This is a genomic window from Sabulicella glaciei (assembly GCF_026183895.1).
Classification (GTDB): Bacteria; Pseudomonadota; Alphaproteobacteria; order Acetobacterales; family Acetobacteraceae; genus Roseococcus; species Roseococcus glaciei.
This window is the reverse complement of sequence record NZ_JAPFQI010000004.1, coordinates 182,089-204,700: the sequence shown is the minus strand read 5'-3', so window position 1 is coordinate 204,700 and position 22,612 is coordinate 182,089. Positions and strand designations below refer to the sequence as shown.

17 protein-coding genes are annotated in these 22,612 nt (G+C 69.0%); 13 read left to right on the top strand and 4 right to left on the bottom strand.

The annotated features are described in order from the left end of the window. Positions 1–10: 10 nt before the first annotated feature. Positions 11–979 (bottom strand): DUF294 nucleotidyltransferase-like domain-containing protein, encoded by a 969-nt coding sequence (locus tag OF850_RS08785; RefSeq protein WP_301589653.1) that lies wholly within the window; start codon positions 977–979, stop codon positions 11–13. Positions 980–2,049: 1,070 nt separating this feature from the next. Between OF850_RS08785 and OF850_RS08780 the strand changes: the two genes are divergently transcribed. Next, on the top strand, positions 2,050–2,973 hold the full coding sequence (locus OF850_RS08780; protein WP_301589652.1) for a YihY/virulence factor BrkB family protein: 924 nt from the start codon (positions 2,050–2,052) through the stop codon (positions 2,971–2,973). 151 nt (positions 2,974–3,124) lie between these two features. Here OF850_RS08780 and OF850_RS08775 read toward each other — a convergent pair whose 3' ends face one another. Next, positions 3,125–3,763: a hypothetical protein gene (locus OF850_RS08775; RefSeq protein ID WP_301589651.1), complete on the bottom strand. Its 639-nt coding sequence runs from the start codon at positions 3,761–3,763 to the stop codon at positions 3,125–3,127. A gap of 265 nt (positions 3,764–4,028) precedes the next feature. Between OF850_RS08775 and OF850_RS08770 the strand changes: the two genes are divergently transcribed. From OF850_RS08770 to OF850_RS08755, 4 genes are all read left to right on the top strand, one after another. Next, on the top strand, positions 4,029–4,988 hold the full coding sequence (locus OF850_RS08770) for a Bug family tripartite tricarboxylate transporter substrate binding protein (protein ID WP_301589650.1): 960 nt from the start codon (positions 4,029–4,031) through the stop codon (positions 4,986–4,988). Continuing rightward, a complete protein-coding gene (locus tag OF850_RS08765) occupies positions 4,985–6,178 on the top strand; it encodes an aminotransferase class V-fold PLP-dependent enzyme (protein WP_301589649.1) in 1,194 nt (397 codons plus the stop codon). The genes OF850_RS08770 and OF850_RS08765 overlap by 4 nt, the downstream gene beginning before the upstream one ends. An 870-nt stretch (positions 6,179–7,048) precedes the next feature. Continuing rightward, the gene (locus tag OF850_RS08760; RefSeq protein ID WP_301589648.1) at positions 7,049–8,203 is read left to right on the top strand and encodes a L,D-transpeptidase scaffold domain-containing protein; all 1,155 of its coding nucleotides are present in this window, start codon (positions 7,049–7,051) and stop codon (positions 8,201–8,203) included. A gap of 358 nt (positions 8,204–8,561) precedes the next feature. Further along, positions 8,562–9,824, top strand: a complete 1,263-nt coding sequence (locus tag OF850_RS08755) for a hydantoinase/carbamoylase family amidase (protein ID WP_301589647.1) — start codon at positions 8,562–8,564, stop codon at positions 9,822–9,824. Between the two features lie 15 nt (positions 9,825–9,839). Here OF850_RS08755 and OF850_RS08750 read toward each other — a convergent pair whose 3' ends face one another. Then, positions 9,840–10,580 carry a GntR family transcriptional regulator gene (locus tag OF850_RS08750; RefSeq protein ID WP_301589646.1) on the bottom strand — a complete coding sequence of 247 codons (741 nt, stop codon included), beginning with the start codon at positions 10,578–10,580 and terminating at the stop codon, positions 9,840–9,842. A 157-nt stretch (positions 10,581–10,737) separates the two neighbouring features. Between OF850_RS08750 and OF850_RS08745 the strand changes: the two genes are divergently transcribed. The 5 genes from OF850_RS08745 to OF850_RS08725 all read left to right on the top strand — a co-directional run bounded on the left by OF850_RS08745 (position 10,738) and on the right by OF850_RS08725 (position 17,007). Then, positions 10,738–12,051 carry an aspartate aminotransferase family protein gene (locus OF850_RS08745; RefSeq protein WP_301589645.1) on the top strand — a complete coding sequence of 438 codons (1,314 nt, stop codon included), beginning with the start codon at positions 10,738–10,740 and terminating at the stop codon, positions 12,049–12,051. 29 nt (positions 12,052–12,080) lie between these two features. Beyond that, complete coding sequence (locus OF850_RS08740) at positions 12,081–13,670, top strand: ABC transporter substrate-binding protein (protein ID WP_301589644.1); 1,590 nt, start codon at positions 12,081–12,083, stop codon at positions 13,668–13,670. A gap of 26 nt (positions 13,671–13,696) precedes the next feature. After that, the gene (locus OF850_RS08735) at positions 13,697–14,737 is read left to right on the top strand and encodes a phosphotriesterase family protein (protein ID WP_301589643.1); all 1,041 of its coding nucleotides are present in this window, start codon (positions 13,697–13,699) and stop codon (positions 14,735–14,737) included. A 120-nt stretch (positions 14,738–14,857) separates the two neighbouring features. After that, positions 14,858–15,313 carry a nuclear transport factor 2 family protein gene (locus OF850_RS08730; RefSeq protein WP_301589642.1) on the top strand — a complete coding sequence of 152 codons (456 nt, stop codon included), beginning with the start codon at positions 14,858–14,860 and terminating at the stop codon, positions 15,311–15,313. Positions 15,314–16,113: 800 nt separating this feature from the next. Continuing rightward, entirely contained in the window at positions 16,114–17,007 is an 894-nt protein-coding gene (locus OF850_RS08725) for an alpha/beta fold hydrolase (protein ID WP_301589641.1), read from the top strand. A gap of 133 nt (positions 17,008–17,140) precedes the next feature. Here the strand turns inward: OF850_RS08725 and OF850_RS08720 are convergent, their stop codons facing one another. Beyond that, positions 17,141–18,106 (bottom strand): mechanosensitive ion channel family protein, encoded by a 966-nt coding sequence (locus OF850_RS08720; RefSeq protein WP_301589640.1) that lies wholly within the window; start codon positions 18,104–18,106, stop codon positions 17,141–17,143. 326 nt (positions 18,107–18,432) lie between these two features. Between OF850_RS08720 and OF850_RS08715 the strand changes: the two genes are divergently transcribed. The 3 genes from OF850_RS08715 (at position 18,433) to OF850_RS08705 (ending at position 22,596) form a co-directional block, all read left to right on the top strand. Further along, positions 18,433–19,473 carry a hypothetical protein gene (locus OF850_RS08715; protein ID WP_301589639.1) on the top strand — a complete coding sequence of 347 codons (1,041 nt, stop codon included), beginning with the start codon at positions 18,433–18,435 and terminating at the stop codon, positions 19,471–19,473. Between the two features lie 187 nt (positions 19,474–19,660). After that, positions 19,661–21,340 (top strand): glucans biosynthesis glucosyltransferase MdoH, encoded by a 1,680-nt coding sequence (gene mdoH, locus OF850_RS08710; protein WP_368044682.1) that lies wholly within the window; start codon positions 19,661–19,663, stop codon positions 21,338–21,340. Then, positions 21,340–22,596, top strand: coding sequence for an MFS transporter (locus tag OF850_RS08705; protein WP_301589637.1), 1,257 nt, complete (start codon positions 21,340–21,342; stop codon positions 22,594–22,596). The genes mdoH and OF850_RS08705 overlap by 1 nt, the downstream gene beginning before the upstream one ends. Positions 22,597–22,612 lie beyond the last annotated feature (16 nt).

Below are 22,612 nucleotides of genomic sequence, written 5' to 3'. Positions count from 1 at the left end.
TCCGGGCAAGTTACATGAAGCCGTGCCGGTATTTCGCTTCCATCGCGGATTGCATGGTCCGCACCAGGACGAAGGCGGCGCGCAGTCGCTTCCGCTCGTTGGCCGAGAGCTCATCGAGGCGGATGTGATTATCGGGCCTCAGGCCCTCGCTGGCCATCCTCACCTGGTGGCGCAGCCGGATCGAGCCGATCAGGTCCAGCGCCTCCAGCAGTCCCCGTGCGCCGCCCGGGCTCACCGCGCCCCGCGCGCCCAGCTCCTCCAGCCGGTCGAAAGTGTTCACTGCGACGATCCCGACCGAGAGCGCATGCACGCGCGACATCTCGACGATCGGAGTCACGCCGCGGATCTTGAGGTCCATCGTGCCCGGATGCTCGCCACCGCGCGCCATCACGAAATTCCGGAAGAAACCGATGGGCGGCGTACGGCTCATCGCGTTCCGCGCGAGGTGAGCCAGGAAGATCGTGTTCCGCCGGGTCTTCTCCAGCACGAAGTCGTGCAGCTGGCCGAATAGCGGGTCGCCCCCGGCGATCGCGCGGAAATCGAAGAACACGGAGGACAGCATCAGTGCCTTCGGCTCGGGCTGTTCGATCCATTCGCTGAAGTAGCGGCGCCAGACCGAGAGCGGTTGGCACCAGCGCTCGGTCATCGCCATCATCTCCCCGGGACAATGGACATATCCGCAGGCGTGCAGGCCGTGGCAGACATGGGCGCCGAGCGCGGCGAAGTAGACGCGGTGCCGGCTTTCCTCGAAGGCGTCATCCAGCAGCAGGCCATTGTCCTGGTCCGATCCGGCTGTCAGCTCGCGCCTGCCCTGCGATCCGGCGGCAAGCCAGGCATACGGCACGGGTGGCGGACCGAGCTCACACTCCGCCGCCTCGAGCAGCCGGGCGGTGACGCAGTCCGCGACATCCGACACCGCGTGGCCGATTGCGCGCGGGCCGCGCCCTTCGGCCAGCATGCGGCGCATGGCGTCCGGCACCTTTGCGACGGCTGCCTTCAGCTCATCGAGTGTAGCGGCGGGGCCTAAGATCTGCGTAGCGGCGGCGATGGCTGCGCCTCCCGATGGTCACCCGGGCGAGCCTAGCATGGTCTCGCCGTCCGGCGACGGCCAGCAGCGGGGTCGAGGCCGCGATCCCGATGCCCGGCCGGCGCGCCGCGCCGTGCGGGCTGGACTCGCAAAAGTGGAGCCAGCATTGCCCACTGCCGAGGAAGAGTGCGCCCGCAGCGCCGACGACCCGCGACGTGCAATGCGGCAAGCCGCACGAGACGTCCTTCAGGTTCGATCAGAACCTGTCATGTCGCATGCACGCTTTCCTCCGTGTACCCCTCTTTTAGATTCCAATTTCACTGATTGAAGGCGCTCGGATGCTCGCTCGGCCTTGAATCGGCGCCGGAACGAAGGACGCGACGGTGTCACGGCGCTTGAGCACCTTGCTTGGCGGCCGCATTCGCGCGGGACGCTACCATTCCGCTTCTGCGGAGAGCTGGGAATATGCTGGTGGGCATGAACCACGCCCTCCCGCCCCGGTCCCCTTCGGTGCCACCGGAAAGCATCGACACCGACTTGGGTGTAGCAGAGCGGGCCGGCCATGGGGCCGCTTCCTTCATCGGGAAGGATGAGGACGACGGAACCGTGCTGATCGGAAGTGGGCACTCGCAATTGACCGCCTTTTGCCGCGCCATGGCGGCGCGACTTCCCCTTACAATTCTGGGAGCCCCGGCCGAAGCCTGCGTCGGCGCGACCGCAGGGGAGCGCGAGATCCGGCCTGTGCACGTCTCGAGCTGCGCCGCAGGGCGGCGCAGTGCATTAAAGGTGTCGCTTACCCCCGAGGACGCGTAGGGGCTCACCCCGGCGAGCGAGATGAAGCTCCCGATCAACACACTCTGCGTGACGGTCGGCCCGGCCCCCTCGCCCGCCCCCAGGCCTCGCCGCTCGAAGCGCGCGACGCGAGGCAGGGCAAGCCCGCGGACTTGGCACGCGATATCAGGATGGCGTCCGCCCGCGTTCACCGCCCTGCGTTGCAGCAAGGTGAGGCTGCCCGCCCCGACATGGGCACCATGGTCAAGGAGGCACAAAGGACGGCGATGCTGTTGACTCGGATCTGGGCGCTGGCAAAGGCCACGGTTGAGGGATTCATCGAAGATGAGGCGATGACACGCGGTGCAGCCATCGCCTGCTACACGCTCTTCTCGATTGCCCCCCTCCTGGTCGTCGCGGTCGCAATCGCGAGCACCATCTTCGCCGAGACCGCCGTCTGGGACGCCGTGACGGCCCAGCTGCACGCGCTCGTCGGGGAAGAGGGGGCAGCAGCCGTACAAGGGATGGTCAGGGGCGTGGATTCTGGCGGCCGTGGCGGCGGCCTGCCAGCGCTTCTCAGCCTGGGCCTGCTCCTGCTGACTGCCAGCGGGGTCTTCGCCGAGATCCAGGCGGCACTGAACGTCATCTGGAAGGCCGCGCCCAACGCCGTCTCAATCTCTTATCTCGTTAGGGCCAGGCTGCTCAGCATCGGGCTCGTCGCCGCCACAGGGTTCCTGCTGCTGGTTTCGCTGCTGGCAAGTGCTGCCGTGGCCGCAGTGGAAGCCTGGGCCCGGGGGCGCCTCCCTGGCCTCTCCCTCCCGCTGCAGTGGCTGGGCTTCGCGATCTCCTTTGCACTCACTACGGCGCTCTTCGCTGCCATCTACAAGATCCTGCCCGACCGGCGACTGCAATGGAGGGACGTGATAGCGGGCGCGGTGGCCACGGCTTTCCTCTTCACTCTCGGAAAAACATTGATCGGCTGGTACATCGGAGGCAGCGGTCTGGCGCGGAGCTACGGCGCGGCCGGCGCGCTCGTGGTCGTTCTGCTCTGGGTCTACTACTCCGCCCAGATCTTCCTGCTCGGCGCGGAGTTGACGCGAGCCTGGGCAGGGCTGGAGGGCAGCCAGCGGCAAGATCCGGTCGAACCTGCTCGTGCACCAGGCAATCGGGCGTAGAACCGCTCTTCGGGTCCTTGCATCTGCAACCGTGCCGACGGCGGCGATGAGGCCGTGGCGTCGAGCCGGAACTCCGCGCCGTCGATGGCCACGTCTGCTGACGCAAAGGGCTCGCGCAAACGGGACGCTGAGACGCCGTCTCCGAGTCAGCTCACCCGCCGGAGTTTCCGCTCGAAGGATCCAGCAGGCCCGCGTCTGCCGCTGTCGCCCCTGACTCCGCAGCGCTGGCGACGTTCATGGCGATCAACCCCGTGGCGAGGCGGACCAAGCAGCGCGCGGCGCGCAACCGTACCGCGTGCTGACCCTTCACGCCGTCGGGAAGGGTGCAGCCCGCCAGGGTGATGGCTGTGCCCAGGATGCGTGCCTCAAGCGCGCCGACCACCTCCTCTGCGGAAGCGTCAGGACCGTGGGTGTCATCAAGCGCCTCGCCGGCCCGATCGATCTCAGCCTCGACTTGGTCATCCCCGGCGGCGATTCCCATGATCTCCGCCGGCGGGTCCGGGTCCTCTCCCGCCAGGATGGCCATCAGGCCCAGGGAGGCGATCAGCGTCTGGATCGTCCCACCATCACCGCCGCGCGAGGCGAAGGCGCCAAAGGCGACCGCTAGCGCCGCCTCGCCCAGCACCTCCCGCGCTTCGTCATCCATGACCGCGATGGCAGGCGAGGACCCGTCCGCCGCATCGTTCCCTGCTGCATCGGCTCCAAGCATCGTTGGAACGCCGCCATCGGCGAAGGCACGCGTGATGGTGGCCAGGGCATCGAAGAGACGCTGTTCGGAATTGGTTGACATGATCCGATCGTGTTCCTTGCGGCTTCAAGGTGGCAGTGCGTCGGCCCGGCGCGGCTCTCCTCTGGCCCACACGCCATTGCCTGATCACCATCAACGGCACAGCAGCCAATAGGATGGCATGCTTGACGGGCGGGCCGCACACGAAGGGATTGCCAACGCAGGGTGTACGCAGGTCGGCCCTCTCCCATTGGTTCGCGCCGGCGTGAGTGTCCTTGCCGTCCCGCTCCGTCTGCGTTGAACTGCCCCAGACTGAGGAGCCCCCTGAATGCACCGCCGCACCCTTTTCGCGCTCAGCGCTGCGCTTCCCGTCGCGGCGCAGGCGCAGCCCGCCTTTCCCACGCGGCCGGTGCGGATGATCGTGCCCTACGCGCCCGGTGGCGGGTCGGACGTCGTGGGTCGCTCCGTCGCGGAGGCGATGGCACCGGCCCTGGGCGGGACCGTGGTCGTGGAGAATCGCGCCGGCGCGGGCGGCACGATCGGCGCGGACCTCGTGGCCAAGTCGTCGCCCGACGGGCACACCATCCTGCTCGTGGACTGGCCCCACGCCATCAGCGCCACGGCCTTCCCCAGCCTGCCCTATCGCGCGCTCGAGGATTTCGAGGCCGTTGCCCTGCTGGGCCGTGCGCCGGTCATGCTGTTCGTGCGCGGCGACGGGCCGCACCGCGACATGGCCGGGCTGCTCGGAACGGCGCGGTCGCGGCCTGGCCAAGTGGTCTTCGCCACGGCGGGCAATGGCACCGGCACGCATCTCGCGGCGGAGCTTCTGCAGATCGCCGGGCGAGTGCAGCTCAACATCGTTCCCTATCGCGGCACCGGGCCAGCCGTGACCGACCTCCTCGCCGGCCACGCCGACGCGCTTTTCACCAACACCGCCGGCACTGCGGCGCATCTGCGGACCGGCGCGCTGCGCGCCCTTTGCGTGCTGTCGGAGCAGCGCGTCCCTGAGTTCCCGGACGTTCCCACCACCGCCGAGCTTGGCCTGCCACACCTGCGGGGGGCTCACTGGTTCGGCCTGCTCGCCCCGGCGCGCACGCCGGCGCCGGCCGTGGCGGCGCTGCACCGGGCGGCCGTCGCCGCGCTGGGCACCGGTCCAGTCGCGACGCGGCTGCAGGCGGCGGGCGTCACCCCCTCCCCGCTCGACCCCGCCGCCTTCCAGGCCATGCTGGCCGACGAGATTCAGCGGTGGGGCGAGGTGGTGCGGGCGGCTGGGGTGCGCGTGTCGTGAGCGGCGCGGAGCCCCTCGCCACGTTTCGCGCCGCCTTTTCCGGCCTTGCGGCCGATCGCGGTGCCTATCTCGACACGGCGCACAAGGGGCTGCTCCCGGGTGCAGCGCACGCCGCGCTGCTGGCCCATCTGGAGGAGACGGTGCGCGGCGTCGCGGAGAAGTCTCGCCTGATCGAGATCGCGGAGGAGGCGCGCGAACTCTTCGGCCGCCTCGTCGGCGTGGAGGCGGACGAGATCGCGATCACTAAGAATGTCTCGGAGGGCGTGAACACCTTCGCCAATGCGGTGGACTGGCGGCCGGGCGACGAGGTGGTGCTGTGCACGGGTTTCGAGCACCCGAACAACCTGCTTCCCTGGCTCAACCTCCGCCGCCGGGGCGTCTCGGTCGTGGAGGTGCCCATCCGGCCCGACCACGCCCTCCCGGTGGAAGCGATCGGCGACGCGATGCGGCCCGGCAAGACCCGCGTCGTCACCGTCTCTGCTGCTTCCTTCACGCCGGGATGCCGCGCCGATCTGCGCGCCGTGTCCGAGGCGATCCGCCCCGCGGGCGCGTTGCTGCACGTGGATGGCGCGCAGTCGGTCGGCGTGCTGCGCCACGACCTGCGTGCGGAGGGCGTGGATGCCCTCTCTGTGGGAGGGCAGAAGGCACTGTGCGGCCTGTTCGGCTTCGGCTTCCTTTATGTCCGGCGCGAACTGGCGGAGCGGCTTGATCCGCCGTTCCTGGCCCGGTTCGGCGTGCGGCAAGAGGGCGGGCACGAGGATTTCTCGCCTGGTGTGGAGGACCGTCCCGCCGCCGGGGCGCGTCGCTTCGATGTGGGCTATCCCGGCTTCACCGGCGGCGTCGCCATGCGCGAATGCCTGCGTCTCCTCCTTGCCACGGGTCCGGAGGCGATCGAGGCGCGCGCGCTGGCGCTCTCAGCCTGCCTTGCCGATGCGCTCGACGAGGCCGGGCTGCGCGTCGTCCGCGTGCCCGAGCACCTTCGCACGCACATCGTCGCGGCCAACGTGCCGGGTGGCGGTGCGGCGGCGCTGCACGCCCATCTCGCCGCTCATGGTGTGCGCTGCTCCTATCGCAAGGGCGGGCTACGCCTCTCGGTTCATGCCTACACCGATGAGACGGAGATCGCCCGCGCCGCGGAGGCCTGCTCCAACTGGCTGCGGCAGGAGGACGTTGCGTCGGCGGCGGAATAGGCCCGATCCCGATGATTGCCTCGCACCCCGCGACCGACAGGACCGCCATAGGCGCTCCATTGCGCAGCAGGACGTCGAAGTCACGACGCAGGGAGCGATGTCGGGAACAGATCAGGCCTCATGGCGCCTGTGAGGAGGAGGGCATCGCCCCCTGCCGATGACTTCCCTGCAGGACCGGGATCGCGAGCCACTGGGATGAAGCACGCCGCAGCAGCGCTTCGGTGGGCCAATAGGTCTGCCCGGCTCGCTGAAAGGTTGCAGCGAGCCGGGCAGACCGGACGGCGCGCCGCAGCGCGCCCAGCGATTACCCGCGCGCCCGGGGAACCGAGACGGGGGCCGGAGCCGGAGCCGGAGCCGGGGCCACGTAGGTCGTGGTCGGAGCCGGCGGCGGCGGATCCTGGGCACAGGCCGCGAGCATCGCGGTCGCGAGGACCACGGCAGCCACGGGGGCAAATCGGGCCACGCCGCGGCGAGCCAACCCTTCGGATTCAGTGAGCATTTGCTTCTCCTTGCATCGACTCGTAGACACGATCGGAATTGAACGGCAACGATCCGCAGCCAGTCAAACTTTACTTTCCTGGCTAAGTCATCAGAGGTCGCGGAATGCTTTTCGTTCGTACACCGGGGCGCAGCCCCGGACTTGGTCAACACCAGCGCTTGGCTTTGGTTGGTCCTGGCGTGTCGAGACGTACCGCCATCTCCGGCGGATCCTTTGCGCTCGCTGCCGCGTGCGGCCTCACCGCATGCAGCACCAGCCCCGCTCCTGAGCCGGTTCCGATCGCGACGCGGCCAGCCCATGCCGAACTCAGCAGGCTGAGAGACGCCGGGCCCAGACTCGCTGTTGCTGGGGAAAGCCTGAACACGGGCTTGTTGCGGCGCTTCTACGCGCGCCATGGCTTCGCGCCAGTCTGGAGGACCCGCGAGGCGCAGGCGGAGTCGCTGATGGCAGTGGTGCTGCGGTCTGGCGGGCACGGCCTGGACCCTGAATTATTCCACGCCACCGTTCTGCGGCGCGCCTCGGATCTTCCGTCCCTCGACCGCGATTTGTTGCTCTCGCATGCATTCCTTTCCTACGCGGATGCATTGGCCCATGGCGCCGTTCCGGTCGAACGCAGACGACCTGGAGAGGATCTGGCGCCAGAAGCGGTCGACGTGGCCGACGTGCTCGACGCGGCCACGGACAGCCCCGACCCCGTGGCGGTGCTTGAGGCGCTGGCTCCGGCGACGCCGACCTACTCGGCGCTGCGCCAAGCCCTGCAACGGCATGGCCCGAACGCCGCCAGTGAGCAGGCCAACAGGACCCGTTCGCGCGCTATCGAGGTGAACCTCGAACGCCAGCGCTGGCTTCCCCGCTCACTGCCGCCGGACCGAGTCTGGGTGAATGTCGCCGACCAGAGGCTGACCTTTTACCGCGACCACAAGCCCGTCTTCACCACGCGGGTCGTGGTCGGCAACGATGCCGAGAACCGCCAAAGCCCAGAATTCCGTGCCTTGATCGAGGGAAGTTTCTTCAACCCGCCCTGGATCGTCCCGCGGGACATCGTCGTGGCGGAACTCCTGCCGAGAATTCAGCGTGAGCCGGACTACCTGGCGAGGAACAACATGGTCATGCTGCCCAATGGCGAGGTGGAGCAGCGCCCGGGTCCCAACGCCGGGGTCGGCTTCATCATGCTCGATATGCCGAACCGCTTCGACGTCTACCTGCACGACACTCCGGCCAAGTATCTCTTCAGCCGCGACAATCGCCGCCTGAGCTTCGGATGCATCCGGGTCGAGAATCCACGCGCATTCGCGGCCCTGCTGATGGAGCAGACCCTCGACGAGATCGATGAGGTGATCGGGACGGGCGTGACCACCCGACGCGCCGTCCCGACGCCGATGCCGGTCTTCATCGTGTACCAGACCGCTTTCGCGGACACCGAGGGAACAACCCAGTTCCGACCGGATTTCTACAATCGCGACGCACGGATCTGGGAACAGCTGCGGAGGCGTCCCTCGGGCGAACGCTCAAGCACCGAAGCCTGACGACGGAGACTGCGAGCGATTCCGGGCCTCGCATGAGTCCGGGATGGATGCGCGGTGCCTGCCCTTGCGGGGCAAGGCGCGAAAGATACCTCGACCGCTCCCGCTGGACCTCCGGGGCCGACCGCGCACGGCACCTGAGGGAGAAAACGAGTCGGATGTCCGTGCACGCCGCGTCCCAGATCGGCCGGCCCCGGTCCGTGCCCACCACGTTGCCTCGCGCGCGAGTTCGGAAAGAAAGCGTGGCTGCGAAGGTTCGCTCGATGCAGGCCGCCCAGCCCGCTTCGACGGCACCCGCCTTGCTGGCACGCCGGAGGAAAGGGAAGCTGACACAGCGTTGCCGAACAGGAAGGCCAGCAGCATGAGCTTCGACCGGACACTGGGAAACATCGCGGCCCAGGCCTGGACCGTGATGGAGGAGATCGGCCGCCTGACGGGCACGGCGGAAGCAGGCATCACGCGGGCCTGTTACGGCGAGGGCGAGCAGATCGCGGCCGAAAAGGTGTCCCATTTTGCCCAGGGCCTCGGCCTCGAACTGCAGCCGGACCGGTTCGGCAACCTGCACGGTGTCGTGCCCGGCACCGACCCCTCGGTCAAGGCGATCATGACCGGCTCGCACCTGGATTCGGTCCCGGGCGGCGGAAACTACGACGGCCTGGCAGGGGTGATGGCGAGCATCGCAACCGCTGCTGCGGCGCTTCGCGACGGCGGCCAGCGCCGCACCATCCGCGCCGTCGCGATGCGCGGCGAGGAGAGCCCCTGGTTCGGCACCGCCTATGTCGGCAGCCGCCTGATGCTGGGGCACTCCACCCTCGCAGAATTAGGTGGCTTGCCTCGCATCGACACCGGCAGGCCGCTTCAGGAGCACCTGGACAACCTGGGTTATGCGTCCGCGCCGGTCATGCCCATCTCGCGCGACACCGTGGCCGGCTTCTTCGAACTGCACATCGAACAGGGCCCGCTGCTCACCGCCAGGAACCTCCCGGTCGCCATCGCGACCGATATTCGCGGCAACATCCGCTATCCCGATGCGCGCTGCTTCGGCGAATACGGCCACTCCGCCGCGCTGCCGCGCGCCTATCGTCACGATGCCGTGCTGGCCGTAGCGGAGCTGGCGCTGGAGTTCGAGCGCTTCTGGGAGGAAGCGGAAAAGAGCGACCCGTCCTGCGTCTTCACTATGGGCAAGTTCGGAACCGACCCGGCCGCACACGCCATGACCAAGGTCCCCGGCGAGGTCCGCTTCAGCTTCAACGTAGGTTCGATCCGGGAGGAAGTCATCGCGCAGGCCGACGCCCTGCTGGCGCGCCTCCTCGACAGCATCACACAGCGCCGCGGCGTCCGGTTCGAGATGGGACCGCGTTTCGGCTCGGCCCCCTCGCGCCTCGATCCCGCACTCATCGCAATGGTCGAGGATTCCGCGAAGGCGGTTGGCCCGGGCGCCCTGCACCTCGCGACGGTGGGTCACGATGCGGCGATGTTCCACCAAGCCGGTATCCCGGCCTCGGTGATGCTGGTCCGCAACGCGAATGGCAGCCACAATCCGCGCGAGAGCATGACGGAGGCGGACTTCGTGCTCGGCACCAGGGTCCTGGGCGGCGCGGCGATGCGCGCGGCGAATAGTTGAGGAGGACGCCCTTCCTCAGCGCCGGCGGCCAGGCTTTCCGATCCAGGCAAGCCTCTCCGCCGCCGTGTCATCGCCTTCGAAGCGCACCGTCGCAAGGATGGCGCGCGTCGCGTCCTCGATCTCGACACGCAGCAGCTCGGCGGCTTCGTCGCCCATCCCGCGGCGCAGCGCCTCCAGCATCGCACCATGGCTGTGCCGGAGGCCGCCTGCCGCCGTCACGGTGATCCGCACCGAGCGGAACAGCGGTCCGCGCCGGAGCCAAAGAGTCTCGATCAGGCCGAGCAGCAGCGGAGCCTGCGCGGAGCGGTAGATCCCGAACAGGAAGTCCCGATCGGCCGCCTGGGCCACCGCCGCGTCGCCCGCCGCGCGCGCCGCGTCATGCGCGGCGACAAGGGGCGCGAGCGCTTTCCAGTGAGGCTCGCCAAGATGCGGCGCGGCGAGGCTCACCGCCATGGGCTCCAGCTTGGCGCGGATCGCGCTCAATTCGGTGAAGCCCGCGCGTGTCAGGCGGGGCACCACGGCGGTGCCGGATGGCAGCAGATCCAGCGCCTGCTCCGCCGCAAGCCGCCGCAGCGCGGTGCGGACCGGCATGGCGCTGACCGAGAAGGCGGCAGCCACCGCGCGAATGGACAGTCGGTCCCCCGGCAGGATGGCGCCAGTGACCAGGGCCTCCCTCAGCCGGCGATAAGCCATCTCCTCGAGCGGAAGGCCTTCCTCTCCATCCTGCGGAAAAAAGCTGTTGGCAGCCTCGGGCATTGTGTGATCACATTTCGCACGCTGATGGGATTGCAGTCTAGCCTTGGACGCCATCCTGTGGATGCCGGCCCGCCGCGACGAAGCGGCAAGGGCGGTTGTGAACGAATGCCGGAGGTTCATCCATGCCCCTTTCCTTCGCAGCCGGAACCGCCTGCCCGTGAGCGCCGCTGTCCAGCTTCGCAACAGCGACCTCGCCTCGGCAGTGGCCGAAGCCCGCGAGGCCTACGTCGCTGCGCGGCCGGCCAGCCGCGCCCTGCACGAGCGCGCACGCCAGGTCATGCCCGGCGGCAACACACGGACCGTGCTGGTCTACTCGCCTTTCCCCACCGCGATGGAGAGCGGCGAAGGCTGCTACCTGCGGGACATCGACGGGCGCGACTATCTCGACCTTTGCGGCGAGTACACGGCCGGGCTCTTTGGCCATTCGGAGAAGCGCATCCATGACGCCGTGCGAGCGGCCCTGGGGCGCGGCATCAACCTCGCCGCCGTGGGCGAGGCGGAAACCTCGCTTGCCAGCCTCGTCTGCGGCCGGTTTCCGTCCGTGGAACTCGTCCGCTTCACGAATAGCGGGACCGAGGCGAACCTGATGGCGCTGACCGCCGCCCGCGCCTTCACCGGCCGGGACACGGTGATGGCTTTCCGGGGCGGGTACCACGGGGGCGTGCTGCTCTTTCCGCTCTCCGGCACCAACCCGGCCACCGTGCCGTTCCCCTTCGTCATGGCCGACTACAACGACATCGAAGGTGCCGTTTCCGTGATCCGCGAGAATGCGGACCGGCTGGCCGCCGTGATCGTCGAGCCGATGCTGGGCAGCGGCGGCTGCATCCCGGCACGGCTCGAATTCCTCGCCGCGCTGCGAAAGGCGACGGCCGAGGTGGGCGCCGTGCTGATCTTCGACGAGGTGATGACCTCCCGCATGAGCGGGGGCGGCCTGCAGCAGCGGCTGGGAGTCACCCCCGACATGACCACGCTCGGCAAGTACATGGCCGGCGGGATGTCCTTTGGTGCCTTTGGCGGCCGCGGCGAGATCATGGGGCTGTTCGACGGCCGGATCGCCCATGCGGGCACCTTCAACAACAACGTGCTGTCCATGGCGGCCGGCAACGTCGCCCTCGGCAAGATCTTCACCGCCGAGGCGGCGGAGACGCTCTTCGATCGCGGCGAGGCGATGCGCGCGCGGCTGAACGACATCCTCGCCCGCGCTGGCACGGTGATGCATTTCACCGGCATCGGCTCCATGGCGACGGCGCAGTTCCGCGCTGGCCCGATCGAGCGTCCCGCGCCGCCCACGCCCGAGGAGGAGGCGCTTAGGGAGCTGTTCTTCTTCGACATGCTGGCCAGCGGCATCTACCTCGCGAAGCGGGGCATGATCGCGCTCAGCCTGCCGGTGGGCGAGGCGGAGCTGGACCGCCTCGCCGCGGCCGTGGCCGATTTCGCCGAGGCGCGCGCCGGCCTGCTGCCGCGCGCCTGACCGTCCCGACCTACGAAGGAGCCTGCCCGATGCATCGTCGCCGCTTCATCGCGACCTCCGCCGGCCTCGTCGCGGTGGGGAGCGCGCCCGCGCGGGCCCAGCGTCGCGACCGGCGCGTGCTGCGCTTCGTCCCCCAGGCCAACCTCACCGCACTGGACCCGGTCTGGACCACCGCGGCCGTGACCTCGGTGCACGGCTATACCGTGTTCGATACGCTCTACGGCACGGACGATGCTGGACGCATCCGGCCGCAAATGGCCGAGGGGCATACGGTTTCGAACGATGGGCTCACCTGGACCATCCGACTGCGCGACGGGCTTCTGTGGCACGATGGCGAGAAGGTCCTGGCGCGGGATTGCGTCGCGAGCCTGGAGCGGTGGAGCAAGCGGGATGTCTTCGGCCAGTCGCTGGCCGCCGCCGCCGCGGAATGGGGCGTGGCGGATGACCGCACGCTCCGCATCCGCCTCCGCAGCCCCTTCCCTCTCCTGCTCTCGGCCATCGGCAAGACGGCTTCCAACATGCCGCTGATGATGCCGGAGCGGCTGGCGCGCACCGACCCGTTCCGCCAGGTGCCCGAGATGGTCGGTTCCGGCCCGTATCGCTTCCTGCCGGAGGAGTTCGTGGCGGGCAGCCGGGTCGGCTACGCGAAGTTCGACGGCTACGTCCCGCGGCAGGAGCCGGCGGAGAACACCGCCGGCGGCAAGGTGGCACATTTCGAGCGCATCGAATGGCATGTCATGCCGGACAGCGCCACCGCCGCCGCGGCGCTGCAGGCTGGCGAGGTGGATTGGTGGGACCAGGTGAACCCGGACCTGACCCCCCTGCTCCGCCGCAACCGCAACCTCCGCGTCGGGGTGAACGACCCGACCGGCTACATCGGCACTCTGCGCTTCAACCATCTCCACCCGCCTTTCGACAAGGCAGGCGTTCGCCGCGCGATCCTGTATGCCGCGAACCAGGACGACTACATGCGCGCGATCACCGGCAACGATCCGGAGATCTTCACCGAGTGCCACTCCATGTGGCCCTGCGGGACGGCCTATGGCCGCGAGACGAAACCCGATGCGCTGCGGGGAAGCCCGCCCGACCTCGCCCGCGCCAAGCAGATGCTGCATGAGGGCGGGTATCGCGGGGAGAAGGTCGTGATCATCAACGCAAGCGACCTGCCGAGCATGGCGCCCTTCGGGCTCGTCACGGCTGATCTGCTCCGCCGCCTCGACATGAATATCGAGCTGGTGGAGACCGATTGGGGCTCCGTCGTGCAGCGGCGCACCAGCAAGGAGCCGGTCGAGCGCGGCGGCTGGAGCATCTTCCACACCTGGTGGCCGAGCCCCTCCATCCTCAACCCCGCCACCAGTCCCATCGTTCGCGGCCAGGGCGACCGCGGCTGGTTTGGCTGGTACAGCAATCCGCGCGTCGAGGAACTGGCGTCGCAATGGCTGCTCGCCCCGGACGAGGCGGAGCAGGCGCGGCTGGCAGAAGAGATCCAGCAGGAATCCTTCCGCGAGGTCCCGGTTGTCCCGCTCGGCCGCTACTTCATTCGCACCGCCTATCGGGCCGGGCTGACCGGCTTCCTCAAGACTGCCGCGAGCTATCCCTGGAACGTGCGCTGGGCCTGACGCCCGGCCAAGGAGAACCGACCGAGATGCGCCTGACGCGTGACGAGATGCGGGGCAAGGCCCAGACCGTGCTCGGGCTGGTGGACCCGGCCGAGCTTGGTCCCACCCTGATGCATGAGCACCTGATCTGGAACATCACCCACCCGGCCAAGCGCGACCCCGCCGCCAGCGGTGGCCCCAAGCCCGGACAGTACTGGGACCTCCTCAACGGCGACGTCGCCGACATCCGCAACACCACCCAGAAGGACCGCGCCGTCGCCGCCCGCGCCACGGCCGAGATGGTCGCGGCCGGCGGTAAGACGGTGGTGGAGTTGACGATCGGCGGGCTGGAGCCCGACCCGGAGGGACTCGCCCAGGTGGCGCGGGAAACCGGGGCCCACATCGTCATGGGCTGCGGTCACTACGTCCATGACTACCAGGACCCAGCAAACCATGATCGCAGCGTGGACAGCTTCGCGAAGGAGATGATCGACCAGGTACAGCAGGGCGCCTGGGGGACCGGCGTGCGCGCCGGGATCGTGGGCGAGATTGGCTGCCAGTGGCCCTGGACGGATCTGGAGAAGCGCGTCCTCGCGGGCGCGGTCATCGCCCAGCAGGAAACGGGCGCGTCGCTGACCATCCACCCGGCGCGGCACGAGGACCATCCGTGGATGCTGGTGGAGTTCCTGCGGGAGCACGGCGCCGACCTGTCGCGCACCATCATCGACCACATCGACCGCACCATCTTCGATGACGACCGGCTGTTCCGCCTCGCCGACGCGGGCGTGATCCTGGAATGGGACCTCTTCGGTCAGGAGAACACCTACTACGCGCATGCCGACATCGACATGCCGAATGACGGGATGCGCCTGCGCACGATCCGCCGCGCCATCGACCGTGGGCATCTCGACCAGATCGTGATCAGCCACGACATCTGCCACACGATCCAGTTCAGCGAGTGGGGCGGGCATGGCTACGCGCATATCCAGAAGAAGGTGCTGCCGCACATGCGCAAGCGCGGCTGGAGTGAGGCGGAGATCGAGGCGATCATGATCGGCAATCCGCGCCGGCTGCTGACGTTCATCTGAACGCGCTTCGCGGAACCGGCATTCTCCAGAATTCATGAACCGGCCTGCACATTTGATGGACGAGCGGGACCCGGGCGGCTAGCCTGTTCCGCAACCAGAACAAGCGCGGAGGAGGTTCGTATGGATTTCACACGTCGAAGCGTCGGTGTCCTTGGTGGTGCCATCATCGTTGCGGCTGCGATGGGGCAGCAGGGCGCACAGGCGCAGTCCGGTGACGAGCAGGCAGTGGCCCAGGCCATCGACGCCCTGTCGGAAGCCATGATCGCGGTCGACCGTTCGCGACTGGAGGCGCTCACGGCCGATGGCCTGAGCTATGGCCACTCGGCCGGCCGCGTCGAGAACAAGCAGCAGTTCATCGACTATCTTGTTTCCAGGGCCTCGTCCTTTCGCTCGATCAACCTGAGCGACAAGTCCGTGTCGGTCCTCGGGAACACCGCCATCGCCCGCCACACCCTGACCGGCGAGACGGTGAACGCGGCGGGGCAGGTCACGCCGGTGCGGATTGGCGTCATGCAGGTTTGGCAGAAGTCGGGGAATGACTGGCGCCTGCTGGCGCGGCAGGCATTCCGCATCTGACCACCCGTCATGCCGCTTCCCGGCCTCGGCCGGAGGCGGATAATATGTCTCCCGCCTTGTCATGACTTCAGGGCGCACCGCCCTGGGGTGCTCATTTGTCGCATGCCCCGCGCCCAGGAAATGTCAGGGTTGGTGGACCGGAGGGTGCAGGGCCGACCGGACCCGCGTTCCAGGCCACCGCAACAGGTGGCAGAGCGCGCGCGTTGGCAAGCCAGCATAATACGAGAGGAGGCAGTGGTGAACGAGCGCAAGCCTCAAGGCACGAAAGACCCACGTATTCCCGGGGCTGGTGGCACTTTCCCGGGCGATGACGCGCCCGTAGGCACGCCGGGCACCGGCGAAGATGTCTGCCCGGATTGCGGGGGCAAGGGCCAGCTGCAGGAGCAAATCTGCGCGAATTGCGGGGGCTCGGGCAAGGTTATCAGGGGCATCTCGGGCGGGTGATGCAGTCTCCGCCGCTTTAGGAAGAAGCGGTGATGCAGACAGGCTTGAACAACCTTATCAACTTGTGAGCCATCAGGGGTAACTGCGGCCGGAAGGAAGCGCGTAGATCAGGTCGCGGGCAACTGGCGGGGCGCCGCCCCGTTGGGATGGTGCACCGCATCACCACGCGTCCTCGCCCTCACTCTCCTGCTGCAGCTGGGAAGGGAGGCGGTCGCCGACACATAGGAGCGGCCATGGCCTCCTCGCGCACAAAGACCATTCTCGCCACCACGGCCCTTGCTCTCGGGGCCAGCGCTCTGCTGAACCACACCCTCGCCCGACAGGCGGAGCGGAATCATCCCCCTGCAGGGCGCTTCGTGCGGGCCGGGGGCATCGATCTTCATTACCTGGAAGGCGGGCATGGTGACGGGCCGCCTGTTGTCCTGCTTCACGGCAATGGCGTCATCGCCGAGGATTGGATCGCGAGCGGCGTGTTCGGGCTTGCGTCCGAACGCCACCGTGTCCTCGCCTTTGACCGGCCCGGCTATGGCTACAGCGATCGGCCGCGCGACCGGTTCTGGACCGCGGAGGCCCAGGCCGCGGTCCTCGCCGAGGCCTTCATGCGCCTCGGGGTCGAGCGCCCGGTCGTGGTTGGGCATTCCTGGGGCACCCTGGTGGCCATGGCCCTGGCGCTGAACCACCCGGAGGCCATCTCGGGACTGGTTCTGGTATCCGGCTATTATTATCCGACGGTGCGTGCCGACATCGTCCTCTTCTCGCCGCCGGCGGTCCCTGTCCTCGGGGACGTGATCCGCTACACGGTCGGTCCCCTCGTGGGCGGCCTGATTGCCCCAAAGATGATCACGAAGATGTTCGCGCCCGCGCCCGTGCCGCCCGGCTTCACGGCGGCCGTTCCGGTGCCGATCATGGTGCGGCCCTCGCAGATCAAGGCCAGCGCCGAGGATGCCGCCTCCATGAGCCCTTGGGCCGCGATTGCCGAGGGGCGGTACGACGAGATCACGCAGATCCCGGTCGCCATCGTCGTGGGGGAGGATGACGGGATCGTGGATGTGGGGCGCCACTCTGCGCGGTTGCAGCAGGCGCTACCGGGAAGCCAACTGCACGTCGTGCCAGGGCACGGGCACATGGTGCACCACGGCGTTCCGGATCTGGTCGTGCGATGCATTGACGACGTCGCTGACGGACGCCAGGGCGTCCAGCGCAGTGTTGCTGCAGAGCGCGGCGGCGCCGATCCCGCCCTGGCATCATAGCTTGCCCTGGATCGCGCGATCGGAGCCGTTGGGGGCCGCTTAGGCTAGTCGAACCTCGCATGGCCACCAGCGGGATCGCCCTCTCTCGCGGTCTGCGTGAGGAGCGTTCCTCCGTCGCGGCATTCGCGAGGAGTCAGCCCTCCTCGTTGCGAGGTGGCCTCCGACGCTCCAGGGTGATGTGGCTGAGGGGACGGGGCGCTGGCGGGGAAGCCCCGGCCGGCCAGCCCTCCCTTTGCCGGGTCCGGTCTCCATCGGCCTCATCGGTCTGATCGTGGAACAGGACCGTATGGGTCGGGTAGGCGATGTCCATCTGCGCGTCGCGCAGCGCGGCGCGGATCGCTGCCACGACCTGCCCCTGGGCGGAGACGACGTAATTGCGGCGAGAATCGGTCCACCACCGCACGCGGATCACCACGCCAGACTCGGCAAATTCCCAGGCGCGCGCGTCCGGTGCCGGGTCCTGGCGGATGACCTCGATGGAACCGATGGCGCGGAGCACGGCCTCACAGGCCACGACTGGATCGTCGCCATAGCCGATGGTCACGTCGCACTGGCTGCGGCGGATCGGGAAGTGGGTCCGCACGGTGATGCTGCGCGTGTACAGGTTGCTGTTCGGAACGACGATCCGCTGCCCGTCATAGGTCTTGATGAGGGTCGCACGGGCCTCGACGTGCTCGACGGTGCCCTCGTACTCGCCGGTCACGATCTGGTCACCGACCCGGAAGGGCTGCGCGTAGAGGATCATGAGGCCGGAGAACCAATTCTGCAGGATGTCCCGGAAAGCCAGTCCGACCGCCAGCGAGCCGACGCCCAGCGTGGTGAGAAGATCCGCGGGTCGCACCGAGGGGAAGACGATCGTCATGAAGACCATCACGCCGCCTGCGATCAGTGCCCAGCGCGCCGTCGCGCCAAGCAGCAGGCCCAGATCCTTGCGTTGCCTGCGGGCGAGAGCATAGGCCACCGCCTTAGCCGCAATCCGGCCCCCGATCCAGAACCCTAAAAGGACCACCAGGCCGATGCCGATATTCGGCAGGAACCAGAAGAAGCCCTCGACCATGGTCTGAATCTTGGAGGCGGTGATCTGCTCTGGTTCTTCCATCAAGCCTGCCCTTGGGTGACGAACAGCAACGCACCGTCCGACGTGTGGTTAACAGGATGCCCGCCATTCAGCCGAGGCGCCGTGAGCCAGAGGGGAATGCGCCCGCGACCAAGGCTTGCAGGGAAGAGTGTCCAGGCCTCCGTGAGCGGCTGAGGCCATATGAGCAGCCCCATGGCGATGCGCTCCACGCAAGGTGAGGGAACTGGCGGGCCTTCGAGATATTCGCTCACGCTTGCCGGAACCCGGCACGACCGCTTGCGGCACGCCTGACCATCTGGTCCGATCGGGGCCACGCAGCTGGATCGACCCGAAAGGACGGAATGGGCGTGTCCTCCCCGCAACTGAATCAGGCGGTCTCCGATCTGCATCGGGCCTTCTTCACCGGCATCGTGCTCGGCATCGTGGCGCGGCGGGGTCCCTCGGCCGCGGCGGACCTCGTCTTCGCCGTGTTTCGGCGGCAGCAGCGGGAACGCTTCCTGCCCGGCCTCGCCAAGCTCGGCCTGACCGGCCTGCCCGATGCCGTGGCCTGCGCCCAGTACCACTACCTGTCCAACCGGATTGGCGGCGTCTCGGTCGAGTACATGCACGAAAGCGACCGCAAGGCCTGGATCCGCTACGCACCGCCGCGCTGGCTGTGGTGGGGCACCGCGCTCTGCGGCATCCCGGGCGAGGTGTCGCGCGCGATGCTGCGAGGCTGGCACGCCCAGAACGGTGTCTCGCTCGGCAATCCGCGCCTGGGCTTCGTTTGCACCAAGCAGACGGCGGACGGGCAGGACGGGCTGGAGGGATACTACCTAGAGCATGACCACGACCTTGCCCCCGAGGAGCGGCTGCGCTTCAGCCGCGGCGAGGAGGCTCCCGATTTCGACCCCGCCCAGGCACCCTGGGTCCCGGCATCGGAATGGCCGGAGGAGCGGCTGCGCAAGGCCCATCGCGGCTATGCGATGGAGTATGTCCGCACCGCCATCCAATCGGCGCTGGAGGTGCTCGGTCCCGACGAGGCGCGCCACCTGCTGGGCACCGCCGGGCGCCAGGTCGGCATGCAGCATTTCCACATGGTCGCCGAGGCGATGGGCGGGGCCGAGCCCGGTGCCCTGGGCTTCGCGCGCTGGATGCAGGCCGTCGCCGAGGCAACGGGTGAAGCCGGTCCTTGGATCGAGGAGCGGGACGGACAGGTCCGGCTGGGCCAGTCCGGCTGGGCGCTCATGCGCGGCGCCGCCCACCTGCACCCTGCCGGCTTCGATTGCTGGACCGCGCTGTGGGAAGGGGCGCTGGCCGCACACAATCGGCGGCTGGAAATCGCACCCGAGCAGCGTCCATTGGGGGCGGAAGGCCCGGTGTCCTGGGCGGTCTGCAAGCGGCGGTGATGACCGTTGAGGTAGGCGAGGTTTGCAAGGATGATTTGGAGCAGCGGGGGATAGAGCCAAAGGCCGACCTGCAGGCGAGCTCGGAGCAGGAGAAGACGGTCAAGCCCTCGGCGCCGGCTGTCGGGGCGCGCTCTTAACAGACTCGTTGCTCTCACCACTTGTCCCTGGGCGGAATGAGGCTGACCGGGTGAGGACCAGATGCAGGCTTTTGATCGGCTCCTGGTCCGTTGAAGGACGAAGCGTCCCGGACCCACCCCGGCAGCCACTGCCGCGCTGCGCCGTTGATCCGCCAGTGCCGCACGATCTTTCCTCCCTGCCCGCCCCCTCCGCGGATAGGACATTGCGGCGGCTCCTCTTTCTTGGCTTGGTAGTGGCCCTCGCGGCGGGGCTGTTCCTGCTGATGCTGGCGGTGCTGGCGCCTGGCGGCTGGAGCGGCTGGGAGGTGCTGATCCTCGTCTGCTACTCGCTGAACCTTCCCTGGCTGGCCTTGGCGGGCGCGACCGGGCTGACTGGGCTGGCGGCGCGGCCCGAGCCGGACCCCGCCATCTCTCCGATCGCGCCGCCCCCGACCTTGCTGGCCATCTGCGTGCGCGACGAGGAGGTGTCGACGCTGCTGCCGCCGCTGACCGCGCTGTGGCGGGGCCTCGACGTGCCGGCGACGATCGCTCTGTTGTCCGACACGACCGACCCGCAGCGCGGGGCGGCCGAGGAGGAGGTCGTGCGTGCCTTCGCGGCCACCCTGCCGCCGGGTGCGCTGCGCTACCGTCGCCGGGCCGACAATGCGGGTTGGAAGGCCGGCAATCTCATGGAGTTCCTCGACCGTCACGCCGACGGTCACGAGTTCCTGCTGCTGCTGGACGCGGACAGCGTCATGGACCCGGCGCTGGTCGCCCGCATGGTACGGTGCATGCACGCGCAGCCGACCCTGGCTCTTCTGCAGGCCACCATCGCCGGCCACGAGGCGCGGACCCGCTTCGCCCACTGGTTCGGGCTGGGCCACGCGCCCGGCGCGCGGATCTGGGCCTCCGGCCAGGCGTGGTGGCAAGGCCCACAGGGTGCATTCTGGGGCCACAACGCCCTGCTGCGCATTGCTCCCTTCCGCCTCCACGCCCGGTTGGGCGCGCTGCCGGACGGCACCGCCATCCTGTCGCACGACTTCGTGGAGGCGGCGCGGTTGCACCGCGCGGGGTGGGAGGTGCGGGTCCTGCCGGTGGACGACGGATCCTGGGAGCGCCATCCGCCCGACCTTCCAGCCTTCCTGGACCGCGACCGCCGCTGGGCGGCCGGCAACATGCAGTACCGCTTCCTGCTGCGGGATCCTCATCTGTCTCGCCTCGGGCGCTTCCAGATGGTGCAGGCCATGGCACACTACCTGCTGGCGCCGCTCTGGTTCCTCCTGTTGCCGCTGGCCGTGCTGAACGCGGCGACGGGCGGGGCCGAAGGCACGCCACGTGTGCTGCTTCTCGTCTGGCTCGCACTGTCCTACGCGGCGCTGCACCTCCCGCGCCTCCTCGGCCACGCGCGGGAGGCATGGCGGCGCGGCGGGCCGGCCCTGCGCGAGGCCGCGACGGAAAGCCTGTTCCTGCTTCTGCTGGAAGGGGCAATGGCCTTCGACAAGACGCTGACCGTGGTGGCTCACGCTCTGGGCCGCCGTCGCCCCGGCTGGCCGGCGCAACGACGCGAAGGCGGGCACGTGCCCTGGGGTGAGGCGCTGCGCCGGCTTTGGCCGCACAGCGTCTTCGGCCTCGCGTTTCTTGCGGCGCTCCTGGCCTGGGGGACTCCCTTCGCGACCCTTGTGGCGCTGCCGGCGCTGGCGGGGCTGGTGCTGGCCGTTCCCTTCTGCGTGCTGTCCGCCCGTCGGCGTTGATGCCGCTTTCCTGCTCGCCGCGCTGGCGCCTCGCGCTGATCCTGGGACTTTACGCCTACCAGGGGCTGGCGGCGGGCTTCGCGCTGACGGCGTTGCCGAACCACTTCGCGGTGCGGGGACTTGCCTCGACGGCGGAGGTCGGGCTGCACATTGCCCTGACGGGACTGCCCTGGGTGGCGCAGCCGCTGTGGGGACCGCTGGTGGACCGCTTCGGCGGGCTGCGCATGGGCCGGCGGCGGCCCTGGGTGCTGATGGCGCAGGCGGGGGCGCTGCTGTCCCTGCTGCCGCTGCTCGGGGCCGAGCCGGGCAGTCTGGCGGCGCTGGCGCCGGTCTTCCTGGCACATGGCGCCTTCGCGGCGCTGATGGACACGGCGGCAGACGGCTGGATCATGGACCGCGTGCCGCCCGACGCACTGGGCACCGCCACCGCTTGCACCCGCGTGGGCTTCGTCGGCGGAATCGCGGTGGGCTCTGCGCTGTTTGGCGTCTTGCTGCCGGCACTCGGGCTGCGCGGCGCCGCCGCAGTGCTGCTGACCATGGGCGGCGCCCTGGCCCTGCTGCCGCTGCTGATCCGCGAGGCCCCCGGCGACGCGCTGCTTTCCCTGCGCACCCGTCCGTCGCTCGCGATGTGCCGGTTCCTCCCCTTGCTGGCGGAGTTGGCGCGCGAGCTGCGGCACCCCTGCATCCTGGCGCTGCTGGTCTTCTGCGCTGCCCAGGATTTCGCGGGAGCGGCGTTCCGCGTCCCGCTGGGCGTTGCCCTGCTCGGGGAGGGTGGCTGGACCGCCGAGGCACTGTCCGCCATGCAAGGGACGATGGCGCTCGTTGCGGGCACGGTGGGCGCCCTGCTTGTGGGTTGGTGGACGGACAGCGCCGGCGCGTCGCGCAGCCTGCCCATCCTGCTGGCCGCGGCGGCGGCGGCGCATCTTCTCGCCGCGCTTCTGCTGCCCGCGGGACTGGGCGGCGGAGCGCTGGCGATGGGGCTGTCCGTCACCACCTCGGCGCTGGCCTTCGTGGCACTGGCGCCGGCGGTGATGCGCACAAGCGCCGGGCCGGTTGCTGCCACTCGCTTCGCGCTCTACATGGCCGCGCTCAACACGGGGGACGTGGTCGGGGCGGCCGCCGCCCCGGGAATGGCCGCCACGCTGGGCCTGGCCGGCACCGCCCTCACCTCGGCCGCGACCCTGCTGGCGCTGGCGTTTCTGACGCGTCCTATGCTGCGTTTCGCGGATTCTGCAAGGGTTGCGGGCACAAGATAAATTTTTGCGCCTTGCC

Coding starts and splice junctions, on each gene's coding strand:
- OF850_RS08770 (WP_301589650.1), top strand. CDS start 4,029: ATGCACCGCCGCACCCTTTTCGCGCTCAGCGCTGCGCTTCCCGTCGCG.
- OF850_RS08740 (WP_301589644.1), top strand. CDS start 12,081: ATGCATCGTCGCCGCTTCATCGCGACCTCCGCCGGCCTCGTCGCGGTG.
- OF850_RS08775 (WP_301589651.1), bottom strand. CDS start 3,763: ATGTCAACCAATTCCGAACAGCGTCTCTTCGATGCCCTGGCCACCATC.
- OF850_RS08780 (WP_301589652.1), top strand. CDS start 2,050: ATGGGCACCATGGTCAAGGAGGCACAAAGGACGGCGATGCTGTTGACT.
- OF850_RS08755 (WP_301589647.1), top strand. CDS start 8,562: ATGAGCTTCGACCGGACACTGGGAAACATCGCGGCCCAGGCCTGGACC.
- OF850_RS08720 (WP_301589640.1), bottom strand. CDS start 18,106: ATGGAAGAACCAGAGCAGATCACCGCCTCCAAGATTCAGACCATGGTC.
- OF850_RS08750 (WP_301589646.1), bottom strand. CDS start 10,580: ATGCCCGAGGCTGCCAACAGCTTTTTTCCGCAGGATGGAGAGGAAGGC.
- OF850_RS08735 (WP_301589643.1), top strand. CDS start 13,697: ATGCGCCTGACGCGTGACGAGATGCGGGGCAAGGCCCAGACCGTGCTC.
- OF850_RS08730 (WP_301589642.1), top strand. CDS start 14,858: ATGGATTTCACACGTCGAAGCGTCGGTGTCCTTGGTGGTGCCATCATC.
- OF850_RS08705 (WP_301589637.1), top strand. CDS start 21,340: ATGCCGCTTTCCTGCTCGCCGCGCTGGCGCCTCGCGCTGATCCTGGGA.